Source organism: Peribacillus sp. YIM B13477, assembly GCF_042787955.1.
GTDB classification, from domain to species: Bacteria; Bacillota; Bacilli; order Bacillales; family DSM-1321; genus Peribacillus; species Peribacillus frigoritolerans.
The window spans coordinates 109,185-134,760 of the sequence record NZ_JBHZPD010000008.1 but is presented as its reverse complement, the minus strand read 5'-3'; the positions used below and the strand labels follow the sequence as shown (position 1 = coordinate 134,760).

24 protein-coding genes, 1 pseudogene and 1 riboswitch are annotated in these 25,576 nt (G+C 39.7%); of the genes and pseudogenes, 4 read left to right on the top strand and 21 right to left on the bottom strand.

Annotated elements, in window-relative coordinates:
- Positions 1-558 precede the first annotated feature (558 nt).
- Together ACFX4H_RS21200 and queF are read right to left on the bottom strand one after the other, a co-directional pair.
- Positions 559-1,905, bottom strand: a complete 1,347-nt coding sequence (locus ACFX4H_RS21200) for an aspartate kinase (RefSeq protein ID WP_034305877.1) — start codon at positions 1,903-1,905, stop codon at positions 559-561.
- A 202-nt stretch (positions 1,906-2,107) separates the two neighbouring features.
- Positions 2,108-2,608 carry a preQ(1) synthase gene (gene queF, locus ACFX4H_RS21195; protein ID WP_377436151.1) on the bottom strand — a complete coding sequence of 167 codons (501 nt, stop codon included), beginning with the start codon at positions 2,606-2,608 and terminating at the stop codon, positions 2,108-2,110.
- 104 nt (positions 2,609-2,712) lie between these two features.
- A riboswitch (PreQ1 riboswitch) is annotated at positions 2,713-2,758 on the bottom strand.
- A 130-nt stretch (positions 2,759-2,888) separates the two neighbouring features.
- Here queF and ACFX4H_RS21190 point away from each other — a divergent pair.
- Together ACFX4H_RS21190 and ACFX4H_RS21185 are read left to right on the top strand one after the other, a co-directional pair.
- Positions 2,889-3,746, top strand: a complete 858-nt coding sequence (locus tag ACFX4H_RS21190; protein WP_230134444.1) for an EamA family transporter — start codon at positions 2,889-2,891, stop codon at positions 3,744-3,746.
- Positions 3,747-3,991: 245 nt separating this feature from the next.
- Positions 3,992-4,126 (top strand): BA3454 family stress response protein, encoded by a 135-nt coding sequence (locus ACFX4H_RS21185; RefSeq protein WP_034305885.1) that lies wholly within the window; start codon positions 3,992-3,994, stop codon positions 4,124-4,126.
- A gap of 478 nt (positions 4,127-4,604) precedes the next feature.
- Here ACFX4H_RS21185 and ACFX4H_RS21180 read toward each other — a convergent pair.
- From ACFX4H_RS21180 to ACFX4H_RS21145, 8 genes and pseudogenes are all read right to left on the bottom strand, one after another.
- Positions 4,605-5,048: pseudogene (locus ACFX4H_RS21180) on the bottom strand (YfmQ family protein).
- Between the two features lie 318 nt (positions 5,049-5,366).
- The gene (gene qoxD, locus ACFX4H_RS21175) at positions 5,367-5,651 is read right to left on the bottom strand and encodes a cytochrome aa3 quinol oxidase subunit IV (protein WP_034305888.1); all 285 of its coding nucleotides are present in this window, start codon (positions 5,649-5,651) and stop codon (positions 5,367-5,369) included.
- Position 5,652: 1 nt separating this feature from the next.
- Entirely contained in the window at positions 5,653-6,249 is a 597-nt protein-coding gene (gene qoxC / locus ACFX4H_RS21170; RefSeq protein ID WP_034305890.1) for a cytochrome aa3 quinol oxidase subunit III, read from the bottom strand.
- A complete protein-coding gene (qoxB, locus tag ACFX4H_RS21165) occupies positions 6,249-8,195 on the bottom strand; it encodes a cytochrome aa3 quinol oxidase subunit I (RefSeq protein WP_034305892.1) in 1,947 nt (648 codons plus the stop codon). The genes qoxC and qoxB overlap by 1 nt, the downstream gene beginning before the upstream one ends.
- Before the next feature lie 73 nt (positions 8,196-8,268).
- Positions 8,269-9,192, bottom strand: a complete 924-nt coding sequence (qoxA, locus tag ACFX4H_RS21160) for a cytochrome aa3 quinol oxidase subunit II (protein WP_034305893.1) — start codon at positions 9,190-9,192, stop codon at positions 8,269-8,271.
- 1,130 nt (positions 9,193-10,322) lie between these two features.
- The gene (locus ACFX4H_RS21155) at positions 10,323-10,637 is read right to left on the bottom strand and encodes a hypothetical protein (RefSeq protein WP_052137210.1); all 315 of its coding nucleotides are present in this window, start codon (positions 10,635-10,637) and stop codon (positions 10,323-10,325) included.
- Between the two features lie 255 nt (positions 10,638-10,892).
- A complete protein-coding gene (locus tag ACFX4H_RS21150; RefSeq protein ID WP_249597466.1) occupies positions 10,893-12,128 on the bottom strand; it encodes a S1C family serine protease in 1,236 nt (411 codons plus the stop codon).
- Positions 12,129-12,319: 191 nt separating this feature from the next.
- Complete coding sequence (locus tag ACFX4H_RS21145) at positions 12,320-13,000, bottom strand: hypothetical protein (protein WP_249597465.1); 681 nt, start codon at positions 12,998-13,000, stop codon at positions 12,320-12,322.
- 187 nt (positions 13,001-13,187) lie between these two features.
- On the opposite strand from ACFX4H_RS21145, the gene ACFX4H_RS21140 reads away from it, so the two are divergent.
- Positions 13,188-13,544, top strand: coding sequence for a hypothetical protein (locus ACFX4H_RS21140; protein WP_048684962.1), 357 nt, complete (start codon positions 13,188-13,190; stop codon positions 13,542-13,544).
- A gap of 108 nt (positions 13,545-13,652) precedes the next feature.
- On the opposite strand, the gene ACFX4H_RS21135 is transcribed toward ACFX4H_RS21140, so the two are convergent.
- The 10 genes from ACFX4H_RS21135 to ACFX4H_RS21090 form a co-directional block, all read right to left on the bottom strand.
- Positions 13,653-14,105, bottom strand: a complete 453-nt coding sequence (locus ACFX4H_RS21135; RefSeq protein ID WP_034306554.1) for a helix-turn-helix domain-containing protein — start codon at positions 14,103-14,105, stop codon at positions 13,653-13,655.
- A gap of 661 nt (positions 14,106-14,766) precedes the next feature.
- Complete coding sequence (locus ACFX4H_RS21130) at positions 14,767-15,021, bottom strand: YciI family protein (RefSeq protein ID WP_057278570.1); 255 nt, start codon at positions 15,019-15,021, stop codon at positions 14,767-14,769.
- 14 nt (positions 15,022-15,035) lie between these two features.
- Positions 15,036-16,478, bottom strand: coding sequence for an aldehyde dehydrogenase family protein (locus ACFX4H_RS21125; protein WP_249597464.1), 1,443 nt, complete (start codon positions 16,476-16,478; stop codon positions 15,036-15,038).
- Between the two features lie 38 nt (positions 16,479-16,516).
- Positions 16,517-16,822 carry a hypothetical protein gene (locus ACFX4H_RS21120; protein ID WP_063577466.1) on the bottom strand — a complete coding sequence of 102 codons (306 nt, stop codon included), beginning with the start codon at positions 16,820-16,822 and terminating at the stop codon, positions 16,517-16,519.
- A gap of 85 nt (positions 16,823-16,907) precedes the next feature.
- Positions 16,908-17,468, bottom strand: coding sequence for an NADPH-dependent FMN reductase (locus tag ACFX4H_RS21115; protein ID WP_249597463.1), 561 nt, complete (start codon positions 17,466-17,468; stop codon positions 16,908-16,910).
- A gap of 57 nt (positions 17,469-17,525) precedes the next feature.
- Positions 17,526-19,010: an aldehyde dehydrogenase gene (locus ACFX4H_RS21110; RefSeq protein ID WP_249597462.1), complete on the bottom strand. Its 1,485-nt coding sequence runs from the start codon at positions 19,008-19,010 to the stop codon at positions 17,526-17,528.
- Positions 19,007-19,819 carry an alpha/beta fold hydrolase gene (locus tag ACFX4H_RS21105; protein WP_249597461.1) on the bottom strand — a complete coding sequence of 271 codons (813 nt, stop codon included), beginning with the start codon at positions 19,817-19,819 and terminating at the stop codon, positions 19,007-19,009. Before ACFX4H_RS21105 ends, ACFX4H_RS21110 begins: the two co-directional genes overlap by 4 nt.
- Positions 19,819-20,397, bottom strand: coding sequence for an amino acid synthesis family protein (locus tag ACFX4H_RS21100; RefSeq protein WP_063577469.1), 579 nt, complete (start codon positions 20,395-20,397; stop codon positions 19,819-19,821). Before ACFX4H_RS21100 ends, ACFX4H_RS21105 begins: the two co-directional genes overlap by 1 nt.
- Entirely contained in the window at positions 20,398-21,543 is a 1,146-nt protein-coding gene (locus ACFX4H_RS21095) for an LLM class flavin-dependent oxidoreductase (RefSeq protein ID WP_377436150.1), read from the bottom strand.
- 20 nt (positions 21,544-21,563) lie between these two features.
- Positions 21,564-22,220 carry a GntR family transcriptional regulator gene (locus tag ACFX4H_RS21090; RefSeq protein WP_377436149.1) on the bottom strand — a complete coding sequence of 219 codons (657 nt, stop codon included), beginning with the start codon at positions 22,218-22,220 and terminating at the stop codon, positions 21,564-21,566.
- Between the two features lie 378 nt (positions 22,221-22,598).
- Here ACFX4H_RS21090 and ACFX4H_RS21085 point away from each other — a divergent pair, with 378 nt between their 5' ends.
- Positions 22,599-24,011 (top strand): purine-cytosine permease family protein, encoded by a 1,413-nt coding sequence (locus ACFX4H_RS21085; protein WP_241637289.1) that lies wholly within the window; start codon positions 22,599-22,601, stop codon positions 24,009-24,011.
- Positions 24,012-24,343: 332 nt separating this feature from the next.
- On the opposite strand, the gene hmpA is transcribed toward ACFX4H_RS21085, so the two are convergent.
- Positions 24,344-25,564 (bottom strand): NO-inducible flavohemoprotein, encoded by a 1,221-nt coding sequence (gene hmpA, locus ACFX4H_RS21080; RefSeq protein WP_241637290.1) that lies wholly within the window; start codon positions 25,562-25,564, stop codon positions 24,344-24,346.
- Positions 25,565-25,576 lie beyond the last annotated feature (12 nt).

Below are 25,576 nucleotides of genomic sequence, written 5' to 3'. Positions count from 1 at the left end.
AAACCGGGTTTTCTACAGTTTTTTTATTGCTTTTTTGAACGTCGATTTCCGCTCCAGGCACTCGCTTTTCCCGCAGGAGTCTCGTGCCTTACACTCCAATCACATATAGATAGAACTTATTCCTACATTCTTTTTTTTGTATTATATAGAAGTATTTAACTAGGTGATAAGGATGCTTTTTAAACATGATTCCATTCAGCAAGATCAACTCGAAGTAATTACTTAAATCAATTTGTGCCAGTAAATCATTTAGCTCGTAAACTTGATGTGCCATTGACATCTATTTCATTTATAATTTGGTGTAAGATATGTATGAGGTTGGACGTCCCTTTATATCCGTTTCAAGAGCGTCAACTCCGTTCTCCTCCAATTGCTTTAGCCACCTGAAAACAGACGCCCTAAACCCTACAGCGCGTCTGTTAGCTTGGAATGATTATCCCCACGGTCATTGCCACTACCATAAAGAACCAGATAAAAAAAATCCAGCTTTTATGTATATTGATTAAAAGATCAATCAAAAAAACCTCCTTCTAAAAGGAGGTCCCTAAACGCTCATACTCAAAAGAACTCGTGATATAATGCCTGAATTGCCGTCTCTTCGTTGTGCCCTTTCACACCGAACATCATGCTTACCTCCGAAGAGCCTTGATTGATCATCTCAATATTCACCTTTGCTTCGGCCAAGGCTTTTGACGCTCTTGCCGTTGTACCGACATTATGGCGCATTCCTTCCCCTACAACCATGATCAAGGCAAGATCATGTTCCACATTCACTTCATCGGCATGAAGCTCTTTCTTGATTCGGGAAATGATTTTCTTTTCGGCATCCCCTTTCATCTGGTCCTGCCTTAGAATAAGCGTCACATCATCGATGCCTGATGGAATATGCTCATATGAAACTCCATAATCCTCGAGGATGTGCAGCAGTTTCCGGCCAAAACCAACTTCCCGGTTCATCAAATATTTGCTAATGTAAATACTGCAAAATCCTTTATCACTTGCAATCCCAATAACAGGCCCGTTCGTATTATCCCGTGTATTCACAATGCGGGTCCCCTGCGCCGCCGGATTGTTCGTATTCTGGATATGGACAGGTATTCCCGCCCGGAATGCAGGAATCAGCGCCTCATCATGAAATACCGAGAAACCTGCATAAGAAAGCTCACGCATCTCACGATAGGTTAGTTCCCGGATTCCCTTAGGATTGGAAACCACATTTGGATTCACAGCATAAACGGCATCCACGTCCGTAAAGTTCTCATACAAATCAGCTTTGACCCCATTAGCAAGAATCGAACCCGTAATATCGGAACCGCTTCTTGAGAAGGTTAACACATCACCATCTAACGTATATCCGAAGAATCCTGGGAATACAACGATTCCCGGCTCATCACGCAGAGCATATAACCGATCATAAGACTCTGGCAGCACCCTGGTAAATCCACCTTCATCCGCTACGATCAAGCCTGCCTTCTTCGGATTGATATACTGTGCCTCCACTCCAAGGCTTTGGAAATAACCTGCGACCAGCTTCGCATTATTATCCTCGCCACCTGCCTTCAAGGCATCCAGATAGCGCTTTGGGTTAGTTTGATCTGCATGCAGCAGCGCCATTAAATTTTCATGAATCCCTGTGATGACACTCTCGGATATATCCAATTCTTCAGCAATGCTCGCATAGCGGGATACAACATCTTCTATCAAATGCTCTCCGTTATCCCCGCGCAGCTGCTGTTCCGCAGCTTCAATCAATAAATCCGTCACCTTTATGTCATCGGAATTGCGTTTTCCTGGAGCGGAAACGACCACAATCTTCCTCTCTGGATCAGAAACAACAATTTCGAATACCTTCCTCAACTGATCACCTGACGCAAGTGAACTTCCACCAAACTTTGCAACTTTCATCTCGACATCCCCTATTTTCGTAAATATTCTGTCAAAATTAACTCTCCCTATTATTACGCTTTTTCTCGAAACAATCAAGTGAAAATTCCATTATAGGAGGACATTTGTACTTTTAAAAAGGACAAATGACAGAACCACTGATCGAAATTAGCTATAAACTAAAAAAAGACAACGGGCATATGCCCATTGTCCCTCCTATTCTTTAGCGATTATCCACGGTTTCCGGGTATAAGTCATGATTCATCAAGCGGTAATTCGCCATTTCCTCATACTTCGTACCAGGTTTCCCATAATTCGTGTAAGGGTCGATGGAAATTCCGCCCCTAGGTGTAAACTTGCCCCAGACTTCAATATATTTAGGGTCCATCAATTCGATTAAATCAATCATGATGATGTTCATGCAATCTTCATGGAAATCACCATGATTGCGGAAGCTGAATAAGTAGAGTTTCAAAGACTTACTTTCCACCATTTTCACACTGGGAATATAGCTGATGTAAATGGTAGCAAAGTCCGGCTGGCCCGTGATTGGACATAAACTAGTGAATTCCGGGCAATTGAATTTGACGAAATAGTCCCGGTTCGGATGCTTGTTGTCGAATGACTCAAGGATTTCAGGAGCATAGTCGAATGTATATTTTGTTCCTTGATTCCCAAGCAGTGTGATATCTTTTTTTAATTCTTCTTCTTTTCTTCCAGACATGAAAAGTCCTCCTAATCCCACATTTCAGGGAGATTCATAAAATGGGCCTCTATATAACAAAAACCATATCTCCTCAAAGATATGGTTGATTCGCAAAAAATATCAAAGCCATAGTTTTTTTAAGAGGGTGATGCTATGAACCTCTCCCGTTTATCGGGAAATATTTTAAAATTGTCATAGTAAATATAGAAAAAAATATCTAATCTGTCAATCATACATTTTAAATTTGGTTTGATTCCTAACGGGATTCAGCTTAAAATGTAGAAGAAGTTTATCCTACATGAAGGAAGAGATTAAGTCAATGTGGATTTTTGCGGCACTCATCACGAGTTTATGTTTCGGAATCAATAACAGCATTTTTAAATGGAGCAGCGGAAAAGGGTATTCCAAGATACATATCCAATTTTTCTTTTATTTTTCAGCTTTTATTTTGTCCATTGTTTATGGAGTATTAATGGATGGTTTGCAGCTGAACTGGCTGTCCATCATGCTTGGTGCAGCAATTGGTGTACTGAACGCCAATGGTAACATCCAGATGGCAAGCGCCTTTGAAAAAGGTCCGGCAAGCTTGACATCTCCATTAATCGCAGCGAATGCCATATTCCCCATTCTCTGTGCAGCTTTAATTTTTCACGAACATATTTCTTCCTTGCAGTGGAGTGGAATCGCCTGCATGTTTATCGCTACATTAGTCATCCAATATACACCTAATGCAAAAGGTAATCATCAATATGTCCCATGGATGATGCACACATTACTCTCCATCTTATCTTTTGGTGTGCTCGGCATTCTTATGACGACATCAACACGTCTTCAATTAAACTCCCTTGATATCCTTGTATCAATGTATGGAGGCGGAATGCTTTATCTTCTTTCGGCTCTAGCCTTTAAAAAAGAAAAAATCAAGCTAAAGGAAGTCAAAATCGGTTCCTTAGTAGGCTTTTTAAGCATGATAGGCTATGGATGTTATTTCTTTGCGTTGAACACTGGCATCGCAAGCATCATTTTCCCTGTCGTCAGCCTGAACTGTTTGGTTGTCGTATTCGCTGGATGTTATATATTCAAGGAAAAACTAAAAAACTATCAAATTGCTGGTGTCCTCGCAGCATTAATCGGTATTATTTTAACTAAAATATGAATATAGTTCGTTTTAAAAACAACCTGGCTGTCATGTATACAAGCCAGGTCGTTTTTTTAAAAAAACTGAAAATGGGGCATGTCAAAAAAAAGTGTTGACACTTCACTTAAAATATCAGATAATTTTGAATATTAATTCTCACGATTTTAGCTTTTGAAATGTTTGATTATCCTTCTGCCACGGGTATAAAAGAAATAGGTACAACCACCTCATTTAATTCTGAATTAGGAAAGGAAAGATGCATAATGGTAAAAGTTACAGTAACAGTTGATTTCCAAGGAAAATCTTATCAAACTAACGTCCTTGCTAAACCGGGTACTGATCATGAAGTAATTTTACAACAAGCCCTTCATCAAGTTGAAAAACAGTGGAAAGCATAAAAAAGCAGGCATCGCAATAGATACCTGCTTTTTTATTACCTTAAATACTATCCCAAATACTTTTCATATGCACGATTAACGACCCTCTTGCAATTCCCTCCTACTTAAAAACACTTTTAATTGTTTTTTTCAAAAGGCACTAGAATCAAGATGCCAGTTTGTGTACCAGAATTTTTATAATGAAAAAATATCTTTGAACTGGAATTATATTAAAAGCCTTATAAAAAAGAAGGTATTTTTAAGGCGCGTCTCAGCTGTAGACAATTTAACCGTTAATTTCCACTCCAGGCACTCGCTTTCCGCGGGCGGTCCGGGAGCCTCCCCGGTGCCTTTGCGCCCGCAGTGCTCCCTTGGACTCGCTTTTCCCGCAGGAGTCTCGCACACCCGCTCCAATCAACTATGTTTTAAAGTTTAGTTAGAGCCCTTTTGTTTATAAACTCAAAGACGGTATTTTAAGGACCGTCTTTTTAATGTTCTATTAAACTAAATTTCTTATTAATGGCATGGAACGTTCTTGAAGGCTATCTGAAAACAGACTATAAGAAATGAGCTTCTTCTAGTACTGTTTAACTACATCCACGCGGTCGCTGTAAATATATACAAATAACCTAACATCCTTTTTGCCTCTTTTAGTATCAATGACCAATGGAGTCCCACTATTTTCTGGATGTAAAAACAATTCCTCATTCCCCAGGAATATATGATTTTTCTTCAAAAATAGCGCTATTAAAATAATTAATAACTTGAATTTTTTCTTCACCTTCCAAAGGTTTTCCGTCAAAGGTTACGATTGTATTCCCGCCACTAATTTCTGAATGTATTTTAAATTTACTGATAATCCAATTAACTGCATCTGTCGGAAGTCAAGAAACCAATATTTTAACAAACTTAAGATAATAATTGTCACAATCAAAACCGGCAATGTCAATTCATCATCTACGCTACATTTATTAATTAATTCTTATATAACTTATTATATCAAAAGTGGCTGATCGTTTTCTTAGTAGATGTGTCCGTTCTATTAACGTTTTACTTTAGCAAAACATTGCACTTAAACGTACGGGCGCGCTTCGAAAGTGAAAATTTCCCATTATAAATATAATGTTGCGATATGGTTATACTAACCAATATGGTTTCGGCCAAATCCTTGTTAACAAACTTCCATGAATGAAATGGATAGACCGGTTTAAAAATCAAAAAAACTGGGCGTCATCAAGACACCCAGCTTTTCCGGAATCGATTATTGATATCCCCAAATCATTGTTAGCATTGTACCGAAAATTGTAACCAATGCAACGAACAATCCGTAATAAACGTTTGTATAAATCGATGCTTTATCTTCAGACTCACCTGCGTGCATGAACATAACTAATTGAAGTGCAGCTTGCATGAAAGCTGTAACAAGAAGGATGATCACACCCATTTTAAGTGAGAGATCAAACATAATAACTGATAGTGCGACCAAAGTCAGGACTAGTGAAAAGGCAAATCCCATAACTTGGCCCCGTGGGAATAATTCTTTCATATTACATCATTCCTTTCAGGTAGACGAAACTGAAGATGAAAATCCAGACAACGTCCAAGAAATGCCAGTAAAGTGAAAAGATGAAAGCCTTGTTTGTTGTTTCTGGAGTCATACCGCGCTTTTTGATCTGCATGATGATGAAGGTTCCCCAGAATAAACCAAGTGTAACGTGAGCTCCATGCGTACCTAGTAATGTAAACAAACTAGATAAGAAAGCACTTGTTTGAATGGTTGCTCCTTCATGTACATACTCCACGAATTCATAAATTTCGACTCCCAAGAAGCCTAAACCAAGAATAAGGGTGATGATGAAGAAACCAATCGTTGCTTTCTGCCTGCCAAGTCTCATTGCATTGATTCCAAGACCAATGGTAAAACTACTGGTTAAAAGAAAGATTGTTTGAAACATCAGGGTTGGCACTTTAAAAAGATGTTCCCCTGTTGGACCATTTCCAGTTCCATCAACTAATACAAAATAAGTGGCGAACAGTGTAGCGAAAAGAGCTATTTCTGCTCCTAGGAAAATCCAGAATCCAAAAATCTTTAAGCGATTTTCTTCCGTGCTATATTCTAGTGGCAGCGAGTTATCTATTTTCATTACTTAGCACCTCGCAATTTATTTTCAGTTTCTTCGATCTCTTCAACAGAGATATAACGTCCGTGGTCTTTTTCGAATGAACGGTGAATCATACAAGCAAAGATACCGATCGTTGCAATGATTGCAATGATCCACATGCTGAATACCAATGCAAAGCCCCAAACGAAGAAGATACAGCTCATGATAAACGGCACGCCACTGTTATTTGGCATATGAATCTTTTCTACTTTACCGCCAAATAATTTAAAGCCTTTTTTCTTTGCATCCCAGAATGCTTCTGTAGAAGCAACTGTTGGCACAACTGCAAAGTTATATTCAGGGATTGGAGTATGTGTAGCCCACTCTAGAGAACGTGCATCCCATGGATCGTTTGAAATATTTCTTGACGCATAACGAGTGCTCCAATAGATATTGTACACAATAAGTGCAAAACCTATTGCCAAGCCAATCGCTCCAACGAAAGAGAGCATATTCAATGGACCATACCCTGTTGATTCAGAGTACGTATACATACGACGTGCCTGCCCATCTAAACCAGTGATGAACATCGGGAAGAAGGTTACATTAAAGCCGATTGTAATGAACCAGAACGACCATTTCCCAATTTTTTCGCTCAACATGAAACCGAACATTTTTGGCCACCAGTACGTGAAACCAGCAAGTACGGCAAATACAGTACCAGGGATTAAAACGTAGTGGAAGTGAGCTACTAAGAACATTGTATTATGGTATTGGTAGTCAGCACTTGCCATGGCAAGCATTACCCCTGTTACCCCACCGAGCGTGAAAATCGGAATGAAAGCTAAAGAGTATAGCATTGGAACGGTAAATACGATTTTACCTTTCCAAAGTGTGAACAACCAGTTGAAAATCTTAACACCAGTCGGTACGGCAATTGCCATCGTGGTAATCGAGAAGATACCATTAACCATTGCACCGTGACCCATTGTATAGAAATGGTGAGCCCATACAATGAAAGATAGAGTAGAAATAGCTACCATGGAGATAACCATCGAATTATACCCGTACAGGTTACGACGTGCAAATGTCGAAATGATTTCACTGTAAATACCGAAAGCTGGAAGAATTACTATATAAACTTCAGGATGTCCCCAAACCCAGAACAAGTTCGCCCAAAGCATATCGCTACCGCCATTGGCCATCGTAAAGAATTGAGTTCCGAATAGACGATCCATTGTCATCAACGCAAGTGCCACTGTCAATACAGGGAAAGCGAAAACGATAATGAAGTTAGTGATCAAGATAGACCATGTGAACATTGGCATTTTCATTAAGTTCATGCCAGGTGCTCTCATTTTCAAGATTGTTACGATAAAGTTGATACCAGTCAGTAATGTACCGATACCTGCTATTTGAAGTGAAATCGCGTAATAGTTCGAACCGACTGATTCACTGAAATCGTTACTTGCCAGCGGGAAGTAAGATGTCCAGCCTGCATCAGGAGAACCACCGACTACGAAAGAGATGTTAAATAGCATTGCCCCCATGAAGAATAACCAGAAGCTTACTGCGTTCAGACGTGGGAATGCTACGTCACGCGCTCCAATTTGTAATGGTGTAACAATGTTCATTAACCCAATGATAAATGGCATAGCCATAAACAGGATCATGACGACCCCGTGTGTTGTAAATACCTCATTATAATGCTGTCCATCCAAAAGACCGTTATCTGGAATAGCCGTTTGAGCACGCATCATAAGAGCATCGACGCCACCGCGGAAAAGCATAAGCAGTGCTGCCAAGATGTACATGATACCAATACGTTTATGGTCAACCGTTGTTAACCACTCACGCCATAAGTAACCCCATTTTTTAAAATAGGTAATTCCGGCAACAACCGCAATCATGGTTAAACCAATGGCAACCATGGATGCATAAATCGCAGGACTTGGATGAGGTACGGCAAATCGATCAAAGTAATCCATACTTTTGTGACTCCTTTCAGGAAAATATTCCTTATCTTGTAAACCTAGTTGTTTTATCGAACGAAATTAATTCTTAGTGATTCATGTTGCTGTGTTCTGAATGTTCCTCGTGTGAATCCTTGGAATCATGTTCTTCAGTATCGGAAGATCCGTGGTCATGACCAGCATTTTCCCCTTCAGGAGCTGGTGAAAACTCTAAATGAGTTCCAGTGTATGTGGATTGTCCCACATGACCAGGTTTTAATAATTCATTGAATTTTTCCTCAGTAATCGGTTTAGCAGTAGCTTTAATTTCATCTACCCACTTATCGTAATCTTTTGCTGACAATGCATTAACGTTAAACGTTTGCTGAGCAAAACCTGAACCACTGAAGTTTGAATTTCGACCCATATACTCACCTGGTACATCAGCTGCTAAGTGCAACGTATTAACCATGTCCGACATCGCGTATTTTTGTCCTCCAAGTTGCGGAATCCAGAAACTTGAGATTGGACCGAATGAGTAAAGTTTAAATTCGATTGGTCGGTTAGTCGGTATAAACAGATAGTTGACCGTTTCGATATCTTCTTCCGGATAGCTAAAATGCCACTTCCAGTTGGAAGATGAAGCGTAAATAACTAAAGGTTCTTGATCTCCGTATCCTTTAGGTGTTGCCTCAACTTCATTTGTTGTTTTAACAGTAACAACGGATAGGAAAGCGACGATTATAATTGGGATCGCCACCCAAATTATTTCAAGAACCTTACTTCCTTCAATATGAGGCGGTTCATAATCATCACGTTGTTTGGAAGCACGATATTTCATTATCATGAAGATATACAGTACCATAACGACAAGGACGACAAAGGCCATTGTCCATATCGAAATCATAATAACATCTGCTTGTGTTGCAGCTACTGGCCCTTTAGGGTCCAAGACCATTAATGGGTTATCGCAACCGGTTAGCACAGTGGCAATAGTAAAAAGTATAGTTAATAGAGCCCATTTTATTTTCATAGTACTACCCCTTTCTTACATAATAAAATTCCAATTGGTAATTATTCGGACAAAGTGTTACCATGTTCACAAACCCCGACATACCAATATTAATCCCAAGTCTAAAAAAAGACAATACAAAGTGACATCTGTCACATAAAGTTCAATAAAGAGCAGTAAGAAGATGGTAAATGAACTGAAATGTTCGAAAATCTTCAGCAAATGAAATATAATAATTGTTTAATAACATACCTATGGACATTCACTTATCAGTACAGGATTGCATATATTACCGGTCCACTACCCATTTATTATTACTCTAATATAATGAAATGAAAATTTCACATTATATTCTCCGTGTTTATTGCCTCAACCTCCCTCAAGAATATGAATGATATTACCTATCCTGTCAAGTAGGTATTTATCGTTGGAAAACATGATTTAAAACGGATCTTTTACACTCGGACAGGGAAGTTGGTAAATGGTAGCCGCATTGGATATGATGTTGAATCCATGATTCCAAACTCTAATGATCCAACACTGGTCAATATTATATGTATATAAGGAAACAACGAGTGGGTAAATTGGGCTCTTTCTCCTCGCAATACTTATTGCCCTTTCAGTATTCCTAACCAGCCGTTTATTAGTAGTAATGAGTGAAATAATTCAGGGGTCGGTCAAACTTGTTGCAACTAGTGATGTTTATCGGTCAGCAGGACAGGACTGAATTACAGAAATGGACATTTGGTTGTTCAATAAACTCCGCCTTTGTAACCCACGACTTCCTCATTGAATGAAACTTCAAGTAAAAGTACAAAAAAAAACACAAAAAAAGGACGTTTAAAAAATGTCCTTTTCTCGTGGATATAGTTCAAAGTTAGAACTTCCTGCGCTCGGGCAGTTCGGTTTGGATATCTGAGCACATCGTGTGTATTCCATTTAATGAGAGGGTTGGTCATATTTTTGATACATAACGAGTGCAGTATATTGTATTGAATTAAAAAGTAGCCAACTGATGATTAATCCAAGTCCTCCACAATATGAAAGCGCATTCAATCATTCGGATCACTTTGACTCAAATTCTTTAGACAGGCGTTCATCCATGTTAGTAAATCTGATGCTAGAATGCTCATTATGCTATATTCCTCGTTTTAGTTACTGAATTCTGTACTTCTTTTTGTTTGAGTGTTAGACTTTGACTTCATTTTTATGATTTTAGTCGTTTCCGGTACAATTCTTTCACCTTTATGTGTTTTCATTACCATTTCTTCTGTCAGGACAAAAAATATACCAACTAGAAAAATTGCAGCTGCGCTTAGTGTGATGGCGATTCCAACGGAGGTAAATATATAATCTTTATTGTAATCGCTTACAATGAAGCTTAAAGCAAAAATAATAGTTCCGATTACACAACCTGTGCCCGATACCCATTTCACTGCATCTAACATCTTCTGATTAGCTTCCATAATTTCATCCCCTTTCTTTCTATTTTATGACATTTCACAAATTTGTCAAATCTTTTCTATATTTTAACATATTCACAATGAAAACCTTGACAAATAGAACATGCCACTATTAACCTTTAGGTATTAAGGACTAGATTAAAAATCTAAAAAACAGTGCAAATACACTATCTATTTTTCCGATATTAAAATTGCGTTTACTATTAAAAACTTCTAAATAAAAGGCCCCTGATGAATGATTAGGGGCCTTACCTCTTTCTATGGTTTTTGCAAGGTTATCGTTACCGTTTTCTCTTCAGTACCTCGGTATACTTTAATTTTTACTTTATCGCCGATTTTCTTATCTGTATATAAGTATTTCCTTAATGCTGCGGAAGTATTTATTTTCGTTCCATCAATCTCAACAATGATATCCTGTTGCTTAAGCCCTCCATTCGCCGCAGCCGATCCCGCCTCTATACTCGTCACCATTACACCGGACTTTACTGCTTCAGGAACATTTTGAATGTAATATTGCGGAAGTTCTTCCATACTGGCCAAGCTGACTCCTAAATATGGACGCGTGATTTTTCCATTTTCAATCAGTTCCGTAACAATCGGAATCACATCATTGCTTGGTATGGCAAACCCTAAGCCTTCCACACCGTTTTCGGAAATCTTCAGACTGTTTATGCCGATCACTTCCCCAGCGGTATTGATCAAAGCACCGCCGCTATTGCCAGGGTTGATCGCTGCATCGGTTTGAAGGACATCAAGTGCCCACTCCCCGTCCGAGGTATCGACTGAAATGGTGCGTCCGTTGGCACTGACGATTCCTTGTGTAACCGATCTTGAAAAATCAAGTCCAAGTGGGTTGCCAATTGCCAATACTTCTTCACCTGGACGCATTCTATCAGAATTCCCGAATTTAATTCCCTCTGGTGCTTTCGAGGCATCAATTGTCAAAACCGCCAAATCCGTCAAAGCATCTGCCCCGACAACAGCTGCCGTTGCCTTTTGTCCGTCATACAATGAAATTTCGACTTCCTTAGCTCCTTCAATAACATGATTGTTCGTGATGATATAGGCTTTCCCATCAGCTTTTTTATAAATGACCCCTGAGCCAGTTCCGCTCTCAACCGTTTCGCTCTCCGTGCTTTGCCGCTGGTACGGGTTCTGGCTTTGCATCTCCTGTAAATTCACGACCCCTACAATCGATTTGGATGCTGATTCGACCATCTCTGCCCTATCATTTGAATCCGTACTTGTCGATAACTTTTCCGCCGTGACATTTTTATCCTTTTCAACACTGTCCGTTAGCTGTACACCTGCCGTTTCGGTTGACTCATTCACTGAACTTTTCCCTTGATCTATAAAGTCTCCGCCAAATAGAAATACAGATGATGTAACCATAGAAGCAACCGTTCCGGAAACAAGGCTAGTTATCCAGAGAGACTTACCCTTTTTCCGTTCTGTCTTGATTCTGACTTGCTCCTCACCATTATAATTCTCCATCTTTATCCCTCCTATGATTGTCCTTTACTTGCCCCAATCATAAACAGGAATTATTAAAAATTCCTTAAGAAAATAAAGAATTCGGCTATCCTTTAACAAAAATCATAAAATTTTATCGAATCCTGTATGTTGCCGCACAACAAAATAAAAAGGCCACAACAGGGGCCTCCCATTCGACCATTCAGTTATCCTTACATGACTTCATAAACTTCTTTGGTCTCCTTATTCACGCCATACCAGCCCCAAGTGGTTTTGTGTCCGCTTTTCTGACTAGGTTCATCTACCTCGAAAACATGAAAAATATAATCTCCCTTTTCGGCATCATGATCATATTCGATTTGCAATTGCGAAAAGTTTTCCATATCCACGTAATCCCTCACAAGCTTCTCCGCCTGAGATTTACTTAATGCACGCTCCGAATCCTTGCTTCCCTCTTTGCCTTTTGTATCCGTTGCCGCCTCATCTTCTGCTTTGGATCCTTCCTCGGTTGTTTCCTCCGTGGATTTCACTTCATCATTTCCCACTACTGCTTCTATCGTGGCGGAGTCTGATACCGGGTGCATTTCCGCCGCCTTTGAAACCATTTGTTTACCTTCCCGGTATTTTGCTTTATATGCGGTTGCTTCTTCAAAATCTTTTTTGGCCGATTCAAAATCCTGTTCGTCGTATTTCTTCATTCCACTCGCCAGCAAACCTGAAAGATCCATTAACTCCCTTGATTTAGGTGTTTTTGCTTCTTTATAAGCTAATTCAAATGCCTCGTGGGCTTCTAAATAATTTTCCTCATTCAACTGACTTTTCCCTAAATCCATATTGGAATCATAATTCCTTGTTACGCAGCCTGAAGCAATCAACACAAAAAAAACAACCATGATTGACCTCTTCAATATCACCACTCCATTTACCATATTATTCTGTAAATCCATCTTAAACCATTTGATAAGGAGTCCGATACCTTTATTTCCTATCTTTTTCATTAAGGAAATGTTTACTTTCATGATTAACTTTTTACAAATAGTGGTACAGAATAGATAAATGCCGGAAAGGGTGATGTGCAGAATGATACAGGAAAAACAGACCTACCATGTCGATTTGGTCAGCGGTGACGTACTCGGACAAAAACTTGAAGAGAATCCGAGCTTCACGGTGCACGCAACTGATGAGGAACTTGCAGAATTGAAACAATGCTTGGAGGAACACCGGACAGATGACCTGGAGGCATATGCCCGATCACATGTGCCCTACCTTCTCTATCATCATGACCGGGCAAATGATAAATACGATGCAGCCATGAAAAGGCTTTATGCCTTAATTTATAAATTAGGGGATGAAACGGCACGAAATCATATTGAAGAAATTGGAATATTGAAAGATAACAAATTCGAGGGAAATGAAGAAGTGCAAAAGTTCAAATAAGAAATGGGAACAGAACCTGAAATTCAAAGGTTCTGTTCGTTTTTGATCAAGTTTACCAAAAGGTTTTCATTCACTTTAATCACTATCCCTTTTTAGAAGAGAGTATTTTTAATCTAGATATTTATCCTTCAAATAATCTGAACCGATACCGCCAATAACCATCAAAGCTAAGGGTAAAAAATTAGATACAACCGGCATGCTTTTTAAAATGGTAATATCGGTGCCAGCAAATTTGTTAAGACCAAAAATAATTAATTTGGACACTAATAAAAATGCTCCTATTAGTAACACGATATCAAAAAACATTTTCCAATTTGGAAATGCTAACTGCTTACTTTCCCGTATTATTTTTTCTTTCAATTCCTCGTCACTCCTTAATAATTCATCTACCGTAATCTGAAATAAATCACTTAGATTAATGAGTACTTCAATACTTGGATAATTTTTTCCCGTTTCCCATTTGGACACAGATTGGCGACTCACATGAATCTTCTCTGCAAGATCATTTTGTGACCAGTTTCTTTTTTCCCGTTCTTTTTTTAAACGTTCGCTAAAAATCATAATGAGTTCATCGCCTTTCCTACTCCTAGTATTGTGAGATGAATCGTGCAAAGTAAAGATAGTAATAAGCGCAATACTATGCAACCTATGAGTGACACCGAGGAAAACCTTGATATACCGGGGTTTTCCGTTTAATTTTACGGAACTGCTGCAGAAAGAAAAAATCAAAAAATCCCCAGTTGATTTCAGAAATCCGATCCCTTTCCGCCGACTGTCTGCCAGGCCTCATCAAAGCAAGCGCCTCCGGGGTCTCTGCTAGCCAGTTAATCAGTTACTCCATTCTATAATTTTTCAACTTAATAAACCATCTTGCCATCAATTAATTGGCCTTAATCAAAAAGCCTTTATAGACAAGACTTTTAAACTACTTTTTATACAATCGGTGTAATTCCAGCTGTTTATCTTCACGAAGCATTTTTTCGTTTCGATCTTTGGACCTTTTTGCACTACTACTTTCACATTATAACAACCGGCAGTTATCAAAGGGTAGTAAGGTCCGATGAATATCGTGACTCACTTTTGGTATAACTTTGCCTTTCCGTTATCGTTTGATTTGCACACAAAAAAAGGCTGCCTCGGCAACCCTCCCTATTAATGAAGGAACTGTCTCCAGCTCCCGGTATATATTCATTGCACTGACCCGCACTCATTAAGTTACTTATTAAATGTTCCACTCTTTTAATTCCAGTCTCCGCACTTTATGTACAACGTGGGGATCATTTTCCGCTAATGAGAGTGCTTCTTCAAATGTGTCTGCAATATAGACAACCAAGCCGCCTGAGCCATCCGCAAAAGGCCCTCTTGCAAAAATCTTCCCTTTACGATCAAGTTCGTTTAAATACTCGATATGATGTGGACGCACTTCTATATTTTTTTCAGCATCAATCATATGTAAAATTGCTGCATAATAAGCCATGCTTTTTCCACTCCCTAATTTCGGTTCCAGACAACAAGCTTCATTTCTGTCATTTCTTCAACAGCATATTTTAATCCTTCACGGCCAGTTCCGCTTTCCTTCACTCCACCGTACGGCATATTATCCACACGGAATGTCGGAATGTCGTTGATCATGACTCCACCAACTTGTAAATTATCGGCTGCATCCAGAGCTGTATCTACATCGTTCGTATAAATCCCTGCTTGCAGGCCATAAATTGAATCATTCACCATATCAATGGCTTGTTCTACTGATTGAATCTTGTTAATCAAAACGATTGGGGCGAACACTTCTTGACAAGATACCTTAGCGTAGGGATCAGCATCCAAGATGACGGTCGGATGAAGGATATTGCCTTCCGCTATTCCACCTGTTGCAATCTTGGCTCCACCTTGTTTCGCCTCATCAATCCAATTGAGGGTTCTTTCAACATCATTAGGCGAGATCAAAGCGGAAACTTCCGTTTCAGGATCAAGCGGATCACCTAATTTTAATAGTTTCGTTGCTTCTATAAACTTTTCAACAAAGCGATCGTAAATTTCTTCATGGGCATAAATCCTTTGCAAAGAAATACATACTTGTCCCTGGTTTGAAAATGCTCCAGACACACAACGAGAAATAATCTTATCGATATCCACACTCCTGTCAATGATGACAGCTGCATTGGATCCCAGCTCCAGCGTCACTCGTTTCAATCCTGCCTTGTTACGGATACCAATCCCAACTCCCGGGCTGCCGGTAAAAGTAATCATACTTACTCTAGAATCAGTGACCAACTTATCTCCAACCACTCTTCCTCCACCCGTGACCACATTTAATGCTCCTGCCGGCAATCCGGCTTCCTGTAATAGTTCCCCGATGAACAGGGAGGATAAAGGGGTTTGGCTTGCTGGCTTTAATACCATTGTATTTCCTGCAGCGATAGCGGGACCTACCTTATGAGCGACAAGATTCATGGGGAAATTGAAAGGTGTTATGGCCCCAATCACTCCAATCGGTTCACGTACAGTGTAACCGAGTCTGTTTTCGCCACCATGGGCGGCATCCAGCGAAAGCGTTTCTCCGTGAATTCGTTTCGCTTCTTCAGCAGCAAACTTGTAGGTTTCAATGGTTCGCGCCACCTCGCCCTTCGCGGTTGTAACGGGCTTTGCAGATTCAATAGATATGATTTGGGCGGCTTCATCCGCGCGCTCTTCCAAAAGGCGGGCCAATGTTTCCAGGATTCTTGCACGTTGATGGGCTGGCATTTTTGCCATCACCTTAGCAGCTTTTTGTGCCGCTTCAATAGCTTGGTCGGTTTCTTCGTCTGAGGCCAGGGGGATTTCAGCTATGACTTCTCCTGAATAAGGAGATCGAAGCGGGCTATACTCCTTCGCCTCTACCCATCTTCCTTTTATAAGTAAATGTTTTCTTTCTGCTTTATCTATTATTGTCATGTCCTTAGCCATCCTTCACTCTTTGTATGTGCTTTCATCTAAAGATTAGAGGCAATTTTTGAAACGGTCGATTCGATTCTTGGAAAATAATATTCTTCTAATTTTGTCGTTAATCCACCGTGACCAAATTTACAGGGGTTATTTTCACACTCGGAATTTCGCTTAATGAATTCAAGGAAATATATTATACTATTGCGTCTTTCTAGGATGTTACTAATTCCTTGCTTATAAAACCAAGCATCAATGGTATTATAGACCCCTCTATTGATCCCATACTGATCATTACAAACTTTAATAAAGGATAAATCAGTTAAGTTTATTATTTCTTCTACATCTAATAGCAATTTGTCCCCTCCTTGCTACTTAGCCTTGCTAATTGACATTAATCCATTCCCAAACGATTTATCAACTGAGGAAATCTCCCATCTTTTAGCTTAATTGGTGCTCTGGTTTAGTACTTTTAAGTGCTTTTTGCATTAAAACGATTTCTTCACTCAGCATTGCAATACGTTCCAAAACTTCCTCATCAACCAATTCATTTTGTGGATTGAAATGGTCGTTATGAGCATAAACAGAGCCAGGTGCAACAAATGCACGGAAATAACCGGCTATAGGTTTCAGCTGATTTTCAATGACTAAATAATGCTGGTAGGTTCCTCCTGTAGCCACAAGCCCCATTACTTTATGACGGAAATCCTTCGGGGGTATTAAGTCAAATAAGTTTTTAAGAGCTCCAGTAATCGACCCTTGGAATATTGGTGTTCCTACAATGTAAAAGTCCGCTGAGGTAACGATATCTATTACTTTTTTCGTATCTCCAGTGTATGTTGACGGATTACGGCCATCACAAAATTGAACATCATACTTTTTCAAATCAAGTAGTTCGATTTCGATATCAGGATGGTTATTCTTAACTTCCTCTAAAACCTTTTCAATAACGACTTTCGTCTTTGTCCCTATTATCGTTCCTGAAATCCCCAGTAATTTCATTTCACTATTCCTCCTTGTTCAAACTTCGATACAAAGCGTCTGTCCTGCAAATTTCCACTACCTCATTATGAAGGGGTCAGGAATCGGTTCAGATGATGTATTGATCCAAACCACTTTATCTTGCATATATTCATGAATCGCTTCATAACCGCCTTCTCTTCCATAACCACTTAGGCCAGATCCGCCAATTGCAGCAATTGGTGATATGCTACGATAGGTATTCACCCAAACGATTCCAGCACGTATAGCTTTCGCGACTCGATGAGCTTTTGCAATATCACTCACCCAAATTCCAGCTGCTAATCCGTAATCCGTACTGTTTGCTAATTGAATAACCTCTTCTTCATTTTTAAAAGGGATAACACTTAACACAGGACCAAATATTTCTTCCTGAGTAATTCTGGAATTATTATCATCATGCTCGAAGATCGTGGGCTCAAAGTACCACCCTTTTTCTAAATATTCAGGTTTTTTACCACCGCAAACAAGCTTTCCGCCTTCATCCAACCCGATAGCCACGTATTTTTCGACACGCTCCAATTGGGCTTGCGTTGCCAGCGGTCCCATTTCTGTATCATCTTGAAAAGGATCACCAATCTTGATTTTCGATACTCGGTCCACGAGTTTTTGCATCACTTCCTCGTAAATATCAACATGTAAAAATGCACGCGAACCAGCCACACAACTTTGTCCTGAAGCACCAAATATACCAGCTATGATTCCCATTGCGGCATTATCGGGATTAGCATCCTCAAACACGATATTGGGTGATTTCCCTCCAAGTTCAAGTGATACCTGTGCAAAATTTTGAGCCGAATTACGAACAATATGGCGTGCTGATTCTGAACCTCCCGTAAAGGCCACACGCCTTACAAGAGGATGGGAGGTGAGTGTATCGCCTACAGGAGTTCCAAAGCCGGTAACTACATTGACTACACCAGGTGGAAAACCAGCTTCTTCAACCAATTTCACCAGTTCCAATAGTGATGCCGAAGTCATTTCTGAAGGTTTAATGACTATCGTATTTCCTGCTATAAGTGCAGGAGCAAGCTTCAAGGTTGTTAAATAAAGAGGGGAATTCCAAGGAGTAATGGCGGCTACAACCCCCAACGGCTCTTTGGATGTAAAAGCAAACATATCTTTTTTATCAATCGGTAAGGTTTGACCATGTATTTTATCTGCTAGTCCTGCATAGTAATAGAAAAATTCGGGTAGATATTTTACCTGGCCACGCATTTCGCGTATTAATTTCCCATTATCCAGTGATTCGACTTTCGCAAGCTCTTCAGAGTGAATGGCAATCAGTTCCCCAAGCTTTCTAACCAGACGCCCCCGCTCTGTAAATGTCATATCAGTCCATCCTGAATGCAAGAATGCATTATGCGCAGCTTGAACGGCACGATTTACATCTTCAGCATTCCCTTTGGCGACTTGACACCAAGCTTCTTCGGTTGCAGGATTATAACTATCGAAATATTCACCGCTTGATGATTCTACCCATTCCCCGTTTAAATACATCTGGTATTTCTTAAGCTCTTTCACCTCGAGTCACCCCTTTGCTTTTGTCTTTCAATAAACGACCTAATAGCTTCGTTCACTATTTTGGCTCCTTCAATCGGCAGCATATGCCTCATATTAGGTACTATCATTAGTTCTGAACCCACAATCATTTCATGCATTTGTCTCGCCATTTCCGGATTTGAACCTAAATCATGCTCCCCTGTTATAATTTGGGTCGGTATATTAATCTGGTGGATTTGTGGCCACAACTCTTCATCCGCAGTTGCAAAAAGTGTATAGGCCGCTAAATATGAAGCAGCATCGTTTGTCCGAAGCCTTTCCCGGATCTTACTGACGGTTTCTTCCTGTAAATCCATGAATTCAAGATTAAACCAGCGTTTAATGGCTGGTTCAATTGTTGCCAAAGGCCCTGTTCTTTTCACTTCTTCAACCCTTTTTAAAACGGCATTCCTCTGTTCCTTCGTCCGATTGGCCACTGCATTCATGATTGTTAGCGTTTTCACTTTACCCGGATAATTTAATGCAAATGCCTGGGCGACCATACCACCCATGGAGAAACCAATAATATGACTTTTTTCAATCCGTAAGTGATTCATTAGCTCTGCTAACTGCTCAACGAACTGTGAAAGGGAATAAGGACCTGGAGGATGCCCAGATCCTCCGTGCCCAACCATGTCGTATGAGATAACACGGAAATGTTTCGACAAATCTTCAACTTGTTTTTCCCACATCGTAAGATCAAGACCAACACCATGAATAAAGATAAGCGATTGACCAATCCCTTTCTCTTCATAATGAAGCGAACCTTTTCCATGTAATGCAGTTGGCATTATACCAGCCCCATTTCAACCATATCTTGATGCCTGTTTCCTGTTCTCGGATGAGGACGCCCTCCTGTAGAAGCCCCAATGGCAACAACAATTTCATCGGCCCTTGGTGCATCAGGTATGGAAGCTTCAAATGTAATGAAATGAGAGCGTTCAGACTCGTCTGTCTTATGTACCATCGGTATGAGCACTGCAGATCCAGCTCCACCACGCTTATTAGTAAAGCTTAAGATGCTCGTTCCTTTCACGGCGTCCCGGAATTTGTTACCGAATTTCAAAGTATGGATAAAAGCTGATGCATGTTCAACTTCCCCATCAACTCCCACGACAGCTGCCTTGCCGAATGCTTCGACGTCATCAGCGGAATCAATATGCTTAAATAGTTCAGCAACTAATAGTTCGCCAATTTGCGGTGCATATTCGTCAATTTCCGGTTTTAAATTTTCAACATACCCTCTTCCAGCCCATGGGTTTTTGATAACCGCCATAGTTGTTATCATCTTGATGGGATTCTCTACTTTTTTACCGCCCTCAATACGTGTTTCTTCAATAGCTGTATACACTTTACGAATATCTAACATTTACATTACCCCCAATTTAGTTTCTGTGAATCTTGGCATAACTTCTTCCGTGAACAACTTTAAACTTTTCATCATTTTTTCATGTGGCAAACCATTATGGTTCACCCAAAGAAGTAATGTTTCTAGATTCAGTTCTTCCTTCAATTCTTGAATTTTCTCAGCTACATAGTCAGGTGTACCAAACAATAAATTTCTTGGATGTAAGAATTCATAGTTCAATTCCTGGCCTTCTTTTACTGTTTCGCCCGGATCCATGAGGTTGCCAAGCCCTCTCCAATGACAAATCCAGCGATAATTGTTCAGCACTGCTTCAGCCGCATCCTGACGGGCTTGTTCCATCGTTTCCGCTACATATACATCACGCACTAATGCAATACCATGACCAAGTGGCACTTCATAGCCTCTGGCTTTGGAAGCCCTTTCACGGTACAGTTCAAAACGGCCTTTTAATTCTTTGACGGTCGGCATCCAAAACATTCCTTGTATATTGTTCTCCGCGGCCATTTCAATAGAACGCGGTGAATCAATTACTTGCCACAGAGGAAGCGATTGCTGGTAAGGTCTAGGCATAAGGGAAATTTTATCGATTTCACCTTTTTCCATATCCATAAATTCCGGTGTTGATGGACTCATAGGGTGACTCCACTTTAAACCTTTAGGAGGAAATTGATAGATATCACCTTGATGTGAAAAGAAACGGTTTGACCAAGCCTTTCTTAAAATTTCTAATGTTTCTTCAAACAGTGCACGGTTTTGTTCTTGATTTGCTGGATCTGCCAAAGTGTTTAAATTAGCCGCTTCCCGTCCATATAATCCACGTGCCAGTCCAACTTCCACACGTCCTTTGCTTAACTGATCAAGCATTGCTACGTCTTCCGCCAGACGCAGCGGATGCCAGAAAGTGGCGACATTTGCCGCTTGTCCAATTCGAATATTCTTAGTACGTGCCGCAATATCAGCCCCCATTAGGATCGGGTTAGAAATCAATTCATTTCCTTCATGACCAAAGTGGTGTTCGGTATACCAAATCGAATCATAACCATTTTCATCACAATAAATAGCTTGCTCACGGGCTTCATCCAGTACTTTATAATACTCATCATGTCTTCCCTGTCCTGCAAGATTTGCAAAGATTCCAAATTTCATAAATCTCATTCCCCCTCATATCACTTTTTTTGACCAAGTTTCTTTGCTATGTCCATTTTAAGTTGCATTCCACTTGCTTTAACATGCTCTCGCATGGCCTTCTCCGCTTCCTCCCGATTCCCTTTTTCTATAGCTATCAAGACCGCCTGATGTTCCTTTAGTGATCTTTCCCGGCGATTCGGATCTTCGATGGTTAAAAAGACATACTGTCTATATGGTATTTGATTGAGCAGCAAATTTAGCATATAACTTAATTTAGAGTTATTGGCGCCTTCTTGGATGACTGAATGAAAAACATCATTAGCCTCGACATATAGCTTTTTATCAGAGGTTTGTATAGCAATCTCCATGTCAGACACTGCTTGCTTAAGGTTATTAATGTCTTCAGCATTCCCGCTTTCGGCAAGCAGACCCGCTGCAAGCCCTTCCATTACTTCTTTTAAAGTAAATAACTCATCCAGTTCCTTTTCAGTTGGTTTGGTCACACATGTCCCGACTCTTGGAATGATCTCGACTAACCCTTCTCTTTCTAGCTGTTTAAATGCTTCCCTGATAGGGGTTCTACTAACTTTGTAATATTCAGATAAAACGGTTTCCGATAATTTTTGTCCTGGTTCATATTCTCCTGTTACTATGGATTCGCGTATGGCGTTAGTAACCTGAGCCGTAATCCCCAATGTTAAGATAGCTGTAATGAAAAGCCCCTCCTTCTAAAAAGTTTGTACCATGTACCATGCAAGCTCTTGATAAGTGCAATTATAGGACATGGCAAATAGACTGTCAATTCAAAAAAATATAAAATTTATTTTTTTATTCGAAGATACGTTGTTCCATATTTTTCAAACTACCGTTTAATATTTTCAATCATTCTATCTAATATTCAATCTGATTTATTGACAATCACTAGATAAATGAATGGATTTTTTATGATAATTCCCTTAAAAATTATTTTTTCTGAAAATATTGACATCTGTATACGCTTACAATTATAGTGATTCTATAAAATAAGCTTGCATGGTACATGGTAGAATACAATTTTGATAGGGGGTACATTGATGAAAGTTGAAACTCGCAGTATAGAATATATTCCGGCAGATGAACGCCATGGCAAGGCCCGTGATTTATTTCCAATTTGGTTTGGGGCAAATATGCATATTACCACCCTTGTGACCGGGGCATTGCCCATTACATTAGGTCTTAATTTATTTTGGAGTCTGGCTGCAATAATTGTCGGTACCTTATTAGGCGCCATTTTCATGGCCTCCCATTCAGCTCAAGGACCTCAACTCGGAATTCCGCAAATGATCCAAAGCCGGGCCCAATTCGGTGTGATTGGAGCCATCTTCCCCTTGTTTCTCGTTATGTTTGTCTATTTAGGCTTCTTTGCCAGCAGTGGTTTGCTTGCAGCACAAACCTTAAGCAGTTTAACTAAGATCGACCAAACATGGAGCATAATACTTTTAAATGTTCTTTGTTTCGTAGCCACCATATATGGCTATAACTTAATTCATAAAATGCAAAAATTATTGTCATGGGCGTCTCTTTGCATTTATATTGTAGCTACATATATAGTCTTCCAATTGCAAATTCCGGCAGGCAGTTGGGCAATGGCAAATTTGGATTTACCAGTGTTTTTGCTGGCGGTGAGTATGGTTGCTACATGGCAATTGGCGTATGCCCCCTACGTTGCAGACTATTCACGCTATCTACCGATAACCACACCCACCGCCCATACATTTTGGTATAGTTATGCCGGCACAGTCATCGGGACTATATGGATGATGACATTAGGCGCAACCTTAACCATAGCGATACCTAACTTCCTTGATCACTCTGGCGGTAACTTGGCCAGCCTGTTTGGAAATTTTGCTATAATCATGTTCTTTATAATCATTTTTGGACAACTTGCTATAAATGTCTTCAACCTTTATGGAGCATTCATGGCAACCATAACGACAATTGAACCGTTTATTAAATTAAGAGTCACACCGAAAGTTAGAATAGGAATGATATTCTGTGTAACAGTGGCTGGAACCATTTTGTGCTTACTAGGTCAGAGTAATTTCCTATCCTTTTTCTTGAATTTCATCTTTTTCATTAGTTACTTTTTAATACCTTGGACATCCATCAACCTTGTCGATTATTATTTGCTGCGACATGGTCATTACAATGTAAAAGATATATTTGATGTGAACGGTCAATATGGCAAAATAAATTGGATTACTTGTATGGCATTTCTTGTATCAATTTTGGCGGAAATCCCTTTTATAAACACATCTTTCTATGTAGGACCGATTGCCAAAGCCTTTGAAGGAGCAGATATCGCTTGGATTATTGGGTTAGTTGTCCCAGCTGTTTTGTATTACTTCCCAATGAGAAAAAAGTTGAATATAGCTGAAAATGCAATAAACAAACAAGAGACTGGTTCAATAGAGAATACAGACGCTTCCGAGAAAAATGTTAAGTAACTTAATATCAGGTGTCGATAATAGAGAACCCTAAAATGAACTGCACCCCAATCGTTAGTCACCATCTAACAATTGGAGGTGCAGTTTTTTTGACTTTATACGATTAAGGAAAAAAACCTAAATCTATTGCACAAAAAAGACATGAAGCATCTCAACAAGAACTAGAAGAATATTTCCATTACTACAATCACAACGAATCAAGAAAAGATTAAAAGGCATGAATCCGGTAGATTACCGGGTTCATGCCCTCAAGGCTGCCTAAGTAAATAATGTGTCTAGCTTTTTGGGTTCACTTCAATGAAAGATCCTTTTTATTCACAAATTTAGTTTACTTATTTTTCTCCTAAAATAGCGAGTGGACTAAATACTTCATAATGAATACGGTCTTTCGATACACTCCATTTATTTAGGGCCTCATTGATTGCTTCCATAAAAGGAATAGGTCCGCAAAAATAAAAATTAGCTTCTTTTGATGGAACGATAGATTGCAGGAAGTCTAAACCAACGTATCCTTCTTTATCAAAATGCCCAGAGGTTCGATCGGCTTCTGTTGGTGCACCATAGACTACAAATGATTTTATATGTTGATGTTCATTCACTATTTGTTGCAGATGATGTTTAAAAGCATGTGTTTGACTATTGCTTGTTGCATGGATGAACGTAACCTGACGTTGTGGCTGCTTTTCTATAATGGTATTTAACATGCTAAGCAAAGGTGTAATGCCAATACCGCCACTAATTAGAACAACGGGTAAATCGGTGTTATCCAGTTCGAAGTCACCTGCTGGAGCAGAAAATTGCAGCGTATCTCCAACTTGCAGCTGTCTATGTAAATAGTTAGATACAATTCCAGATGGAGCATCTCCATGGGCATCTTCACGTTTAACACTAATTCGGTAGTAATCCTTTCCAGGTGAATCCGAAAGACTGTAATGGCGTATGTGCGTATATTTCTCGCCAGGAATTTCAGCCTTAAGTGTTAGGTATTGCCCAGCATGGTAGGAGGCAATGGGTTTTCCGTCTGTAGGCTTTAGATAAAAGGAGGTTACCACATCACTTTCTTTTATCTTTTTATCGATATTGAAGCTTCGATATCCTTCCCATCCACCATGCTGATGTTCTGTTTCCTCATAAAGGTTTTTTTCAATATCAATAAAGGCATCTGCAATATAGCCATAGGCCTTTCCCCATGCCTCTATGATTTCATCTGTGGCTGCGTCACCCAACACATCTTTAACTGCTTGAAGCAACGTTTCACCTACAACCGGATACTGTTCAGGCTTGACCCCTATCGCACGATGTTTCTCAGTAACTCTTTTAATTACAGGTTTTATCGCTTCAAGGTTCGTAATATGTTCACCAGCAGCATAGACAGCATATCCCAAGGCCTCTTGTTGAATTCCTCTTTTTTGGTTCGTTTGGTTAAAAAGATTATACAAATCAGGAGCTTTTGAAAATAGTAATTCATAAAATCTCTTTCCTATTGGTTTACTATGTTCCTTGAGAACAGGTGCTGTTGACTGAACGATTTCTATGGTCTTAGCATCAAGCATGTTAAAATTTCC

Coding starts and splice junctions, on each gene's coding strand:
- ACFX4H_RS21200 (WP_034305877.1), bottom strand. CDS start 1,905: ATGAAAGTTGCAAAGTTTGGTGGAAGTTCACTTGCGTCAGGTGATCAG.
- queF (WP_377436151.1), bottom strand. CDS start 2,608: ATGTCTGGAAGAAAAGAAGAAGAATTAAAAAAAGATATCACACTGCTT.
- ACFX4H_RS21190 (WP_230134444.1), top strand. CDS start 2,889: ATGAAGGAAGAGATTAAGTCAATGTGGATTTTTGCGGCACTCATCACG.
- ACFX4H_RS21185 (WP_034305885.1), top strand. CDS start 3,992: ATGGTAAAAGTTACAGTAACAGTTGATTTCCAAGGAAAATCTTATCAA.
- qoxD (WP_034305888.1), bottom strand. CDS start 5,651: ATGAAAGAATTATTCCCACGGGGCCAAGTTATGGGATTTGCCTTTTCA.
- qoxC (WP_034305890.1), bottom strand. CDS start 6,249: ATGAAAATAGATAACTCGCTGCCACTAGAATATAGCACGGAAGAAAAT.
- qoxB (WP_034305892.1), bottom strand. CDS start 8,195: ATGGATTACTTTGATCGATTTGCCGTACCTCATCCAAGTCCTGCGATT.
- qoxA (WP_034305893.1), bottom strand. CDS start 9,192: ATGAAAATAAAATGGGCTCTATTAACTATACTTTTTACTATTGCCACT.
- ACFX4H_RS21155 (WP_052137210.1), bottom strand. CDS start 10,637: ATGGAAGCTAATCAGAAGATGTTAGATGCAGTGAAATGGGTATCGGGC.
- ACFX4H_RS21150 (WP_249597466.1), bottom strand. CDS start 12,128: ATGGAGAATTATAATGGTGAGGAGCAAGTCAGAATCAAGACAGAACGG.
- ACFX4H_RS21145 (WP_249597465.1), bottom strand. CDS start 13,000: ATGGTTGTTTTTTTTGTGTTGATTGCTTCAGGCTGCGTAACAAGGAAT.
- ACFX4H_RS21140 (WP_048684962.1), top strand. CDS start 13,188: ATGATACAGGAAAAACAGACCTACCATGTCGATTTGGTCAGCGGTGAC.
- ACFX4H_RS21135 (WP_034306554.1), bottom strand. CDS start 14,105: ATGATTTTTAGCGAACGTTTAAAAAAAGAACGGGAAAAAAGAAACTGG.
- ACFX4H_RS21130 (WP_057278570.1), bottom strand. CDS start 15,021: ATGGCTTATTATGCAGCAATTTTACATATGATTGATGCTGAAAAAAAT.
- ACFX4H_RS21125 (WP_249597464.1), bottom strand. CDS start 16,478: ATGACAATAATAGATAAAGCAGAAAGAAAACATTTACTTATAAAAGGA.
- ACFX4H_RS21115 (WP_249597463.1), bottom strand. CDS start 17,468: ATGAAATTACTGGGGATTTCAGGAACGATAATAGGGACAAAGACGAAA.
- ACFX4H_RS21105 (WP_249597461.1), bottom strand. CDS start 19,819: ATGCCAACTGCATTACATGGAAAAGGTTCGCTTCATTATGAAGAGAAA.
- ACFX4H_RS21100 (WP_063577469.1), bottom strand. CDS start 20,397: ATGTTAGATATTCGTAAAGTGTATACAGCTATTGAAGAAACACGTATT.
- ACFX4H_RS21095 (WP_377436150.1), bottom strand. CDS start 21,543: ATGAAATTTGGAATCTTTGCAAATCTTGCAGGACAGGGAAGACATGAT.
- ACFX4H_RS21085 (WP_241637289.1), top strand. CDS start 22,599: ATGAAAGTTGAAACTCGCAGTATAGAATATATTCCGGCAGATGAACGC.
- hmpA (WP_241637290.1), bottom strand. CDS start 25,564: ATGCTTGATGCTAAGACCATAGAAATCGTTCAGTCAACAGCACCTGTT.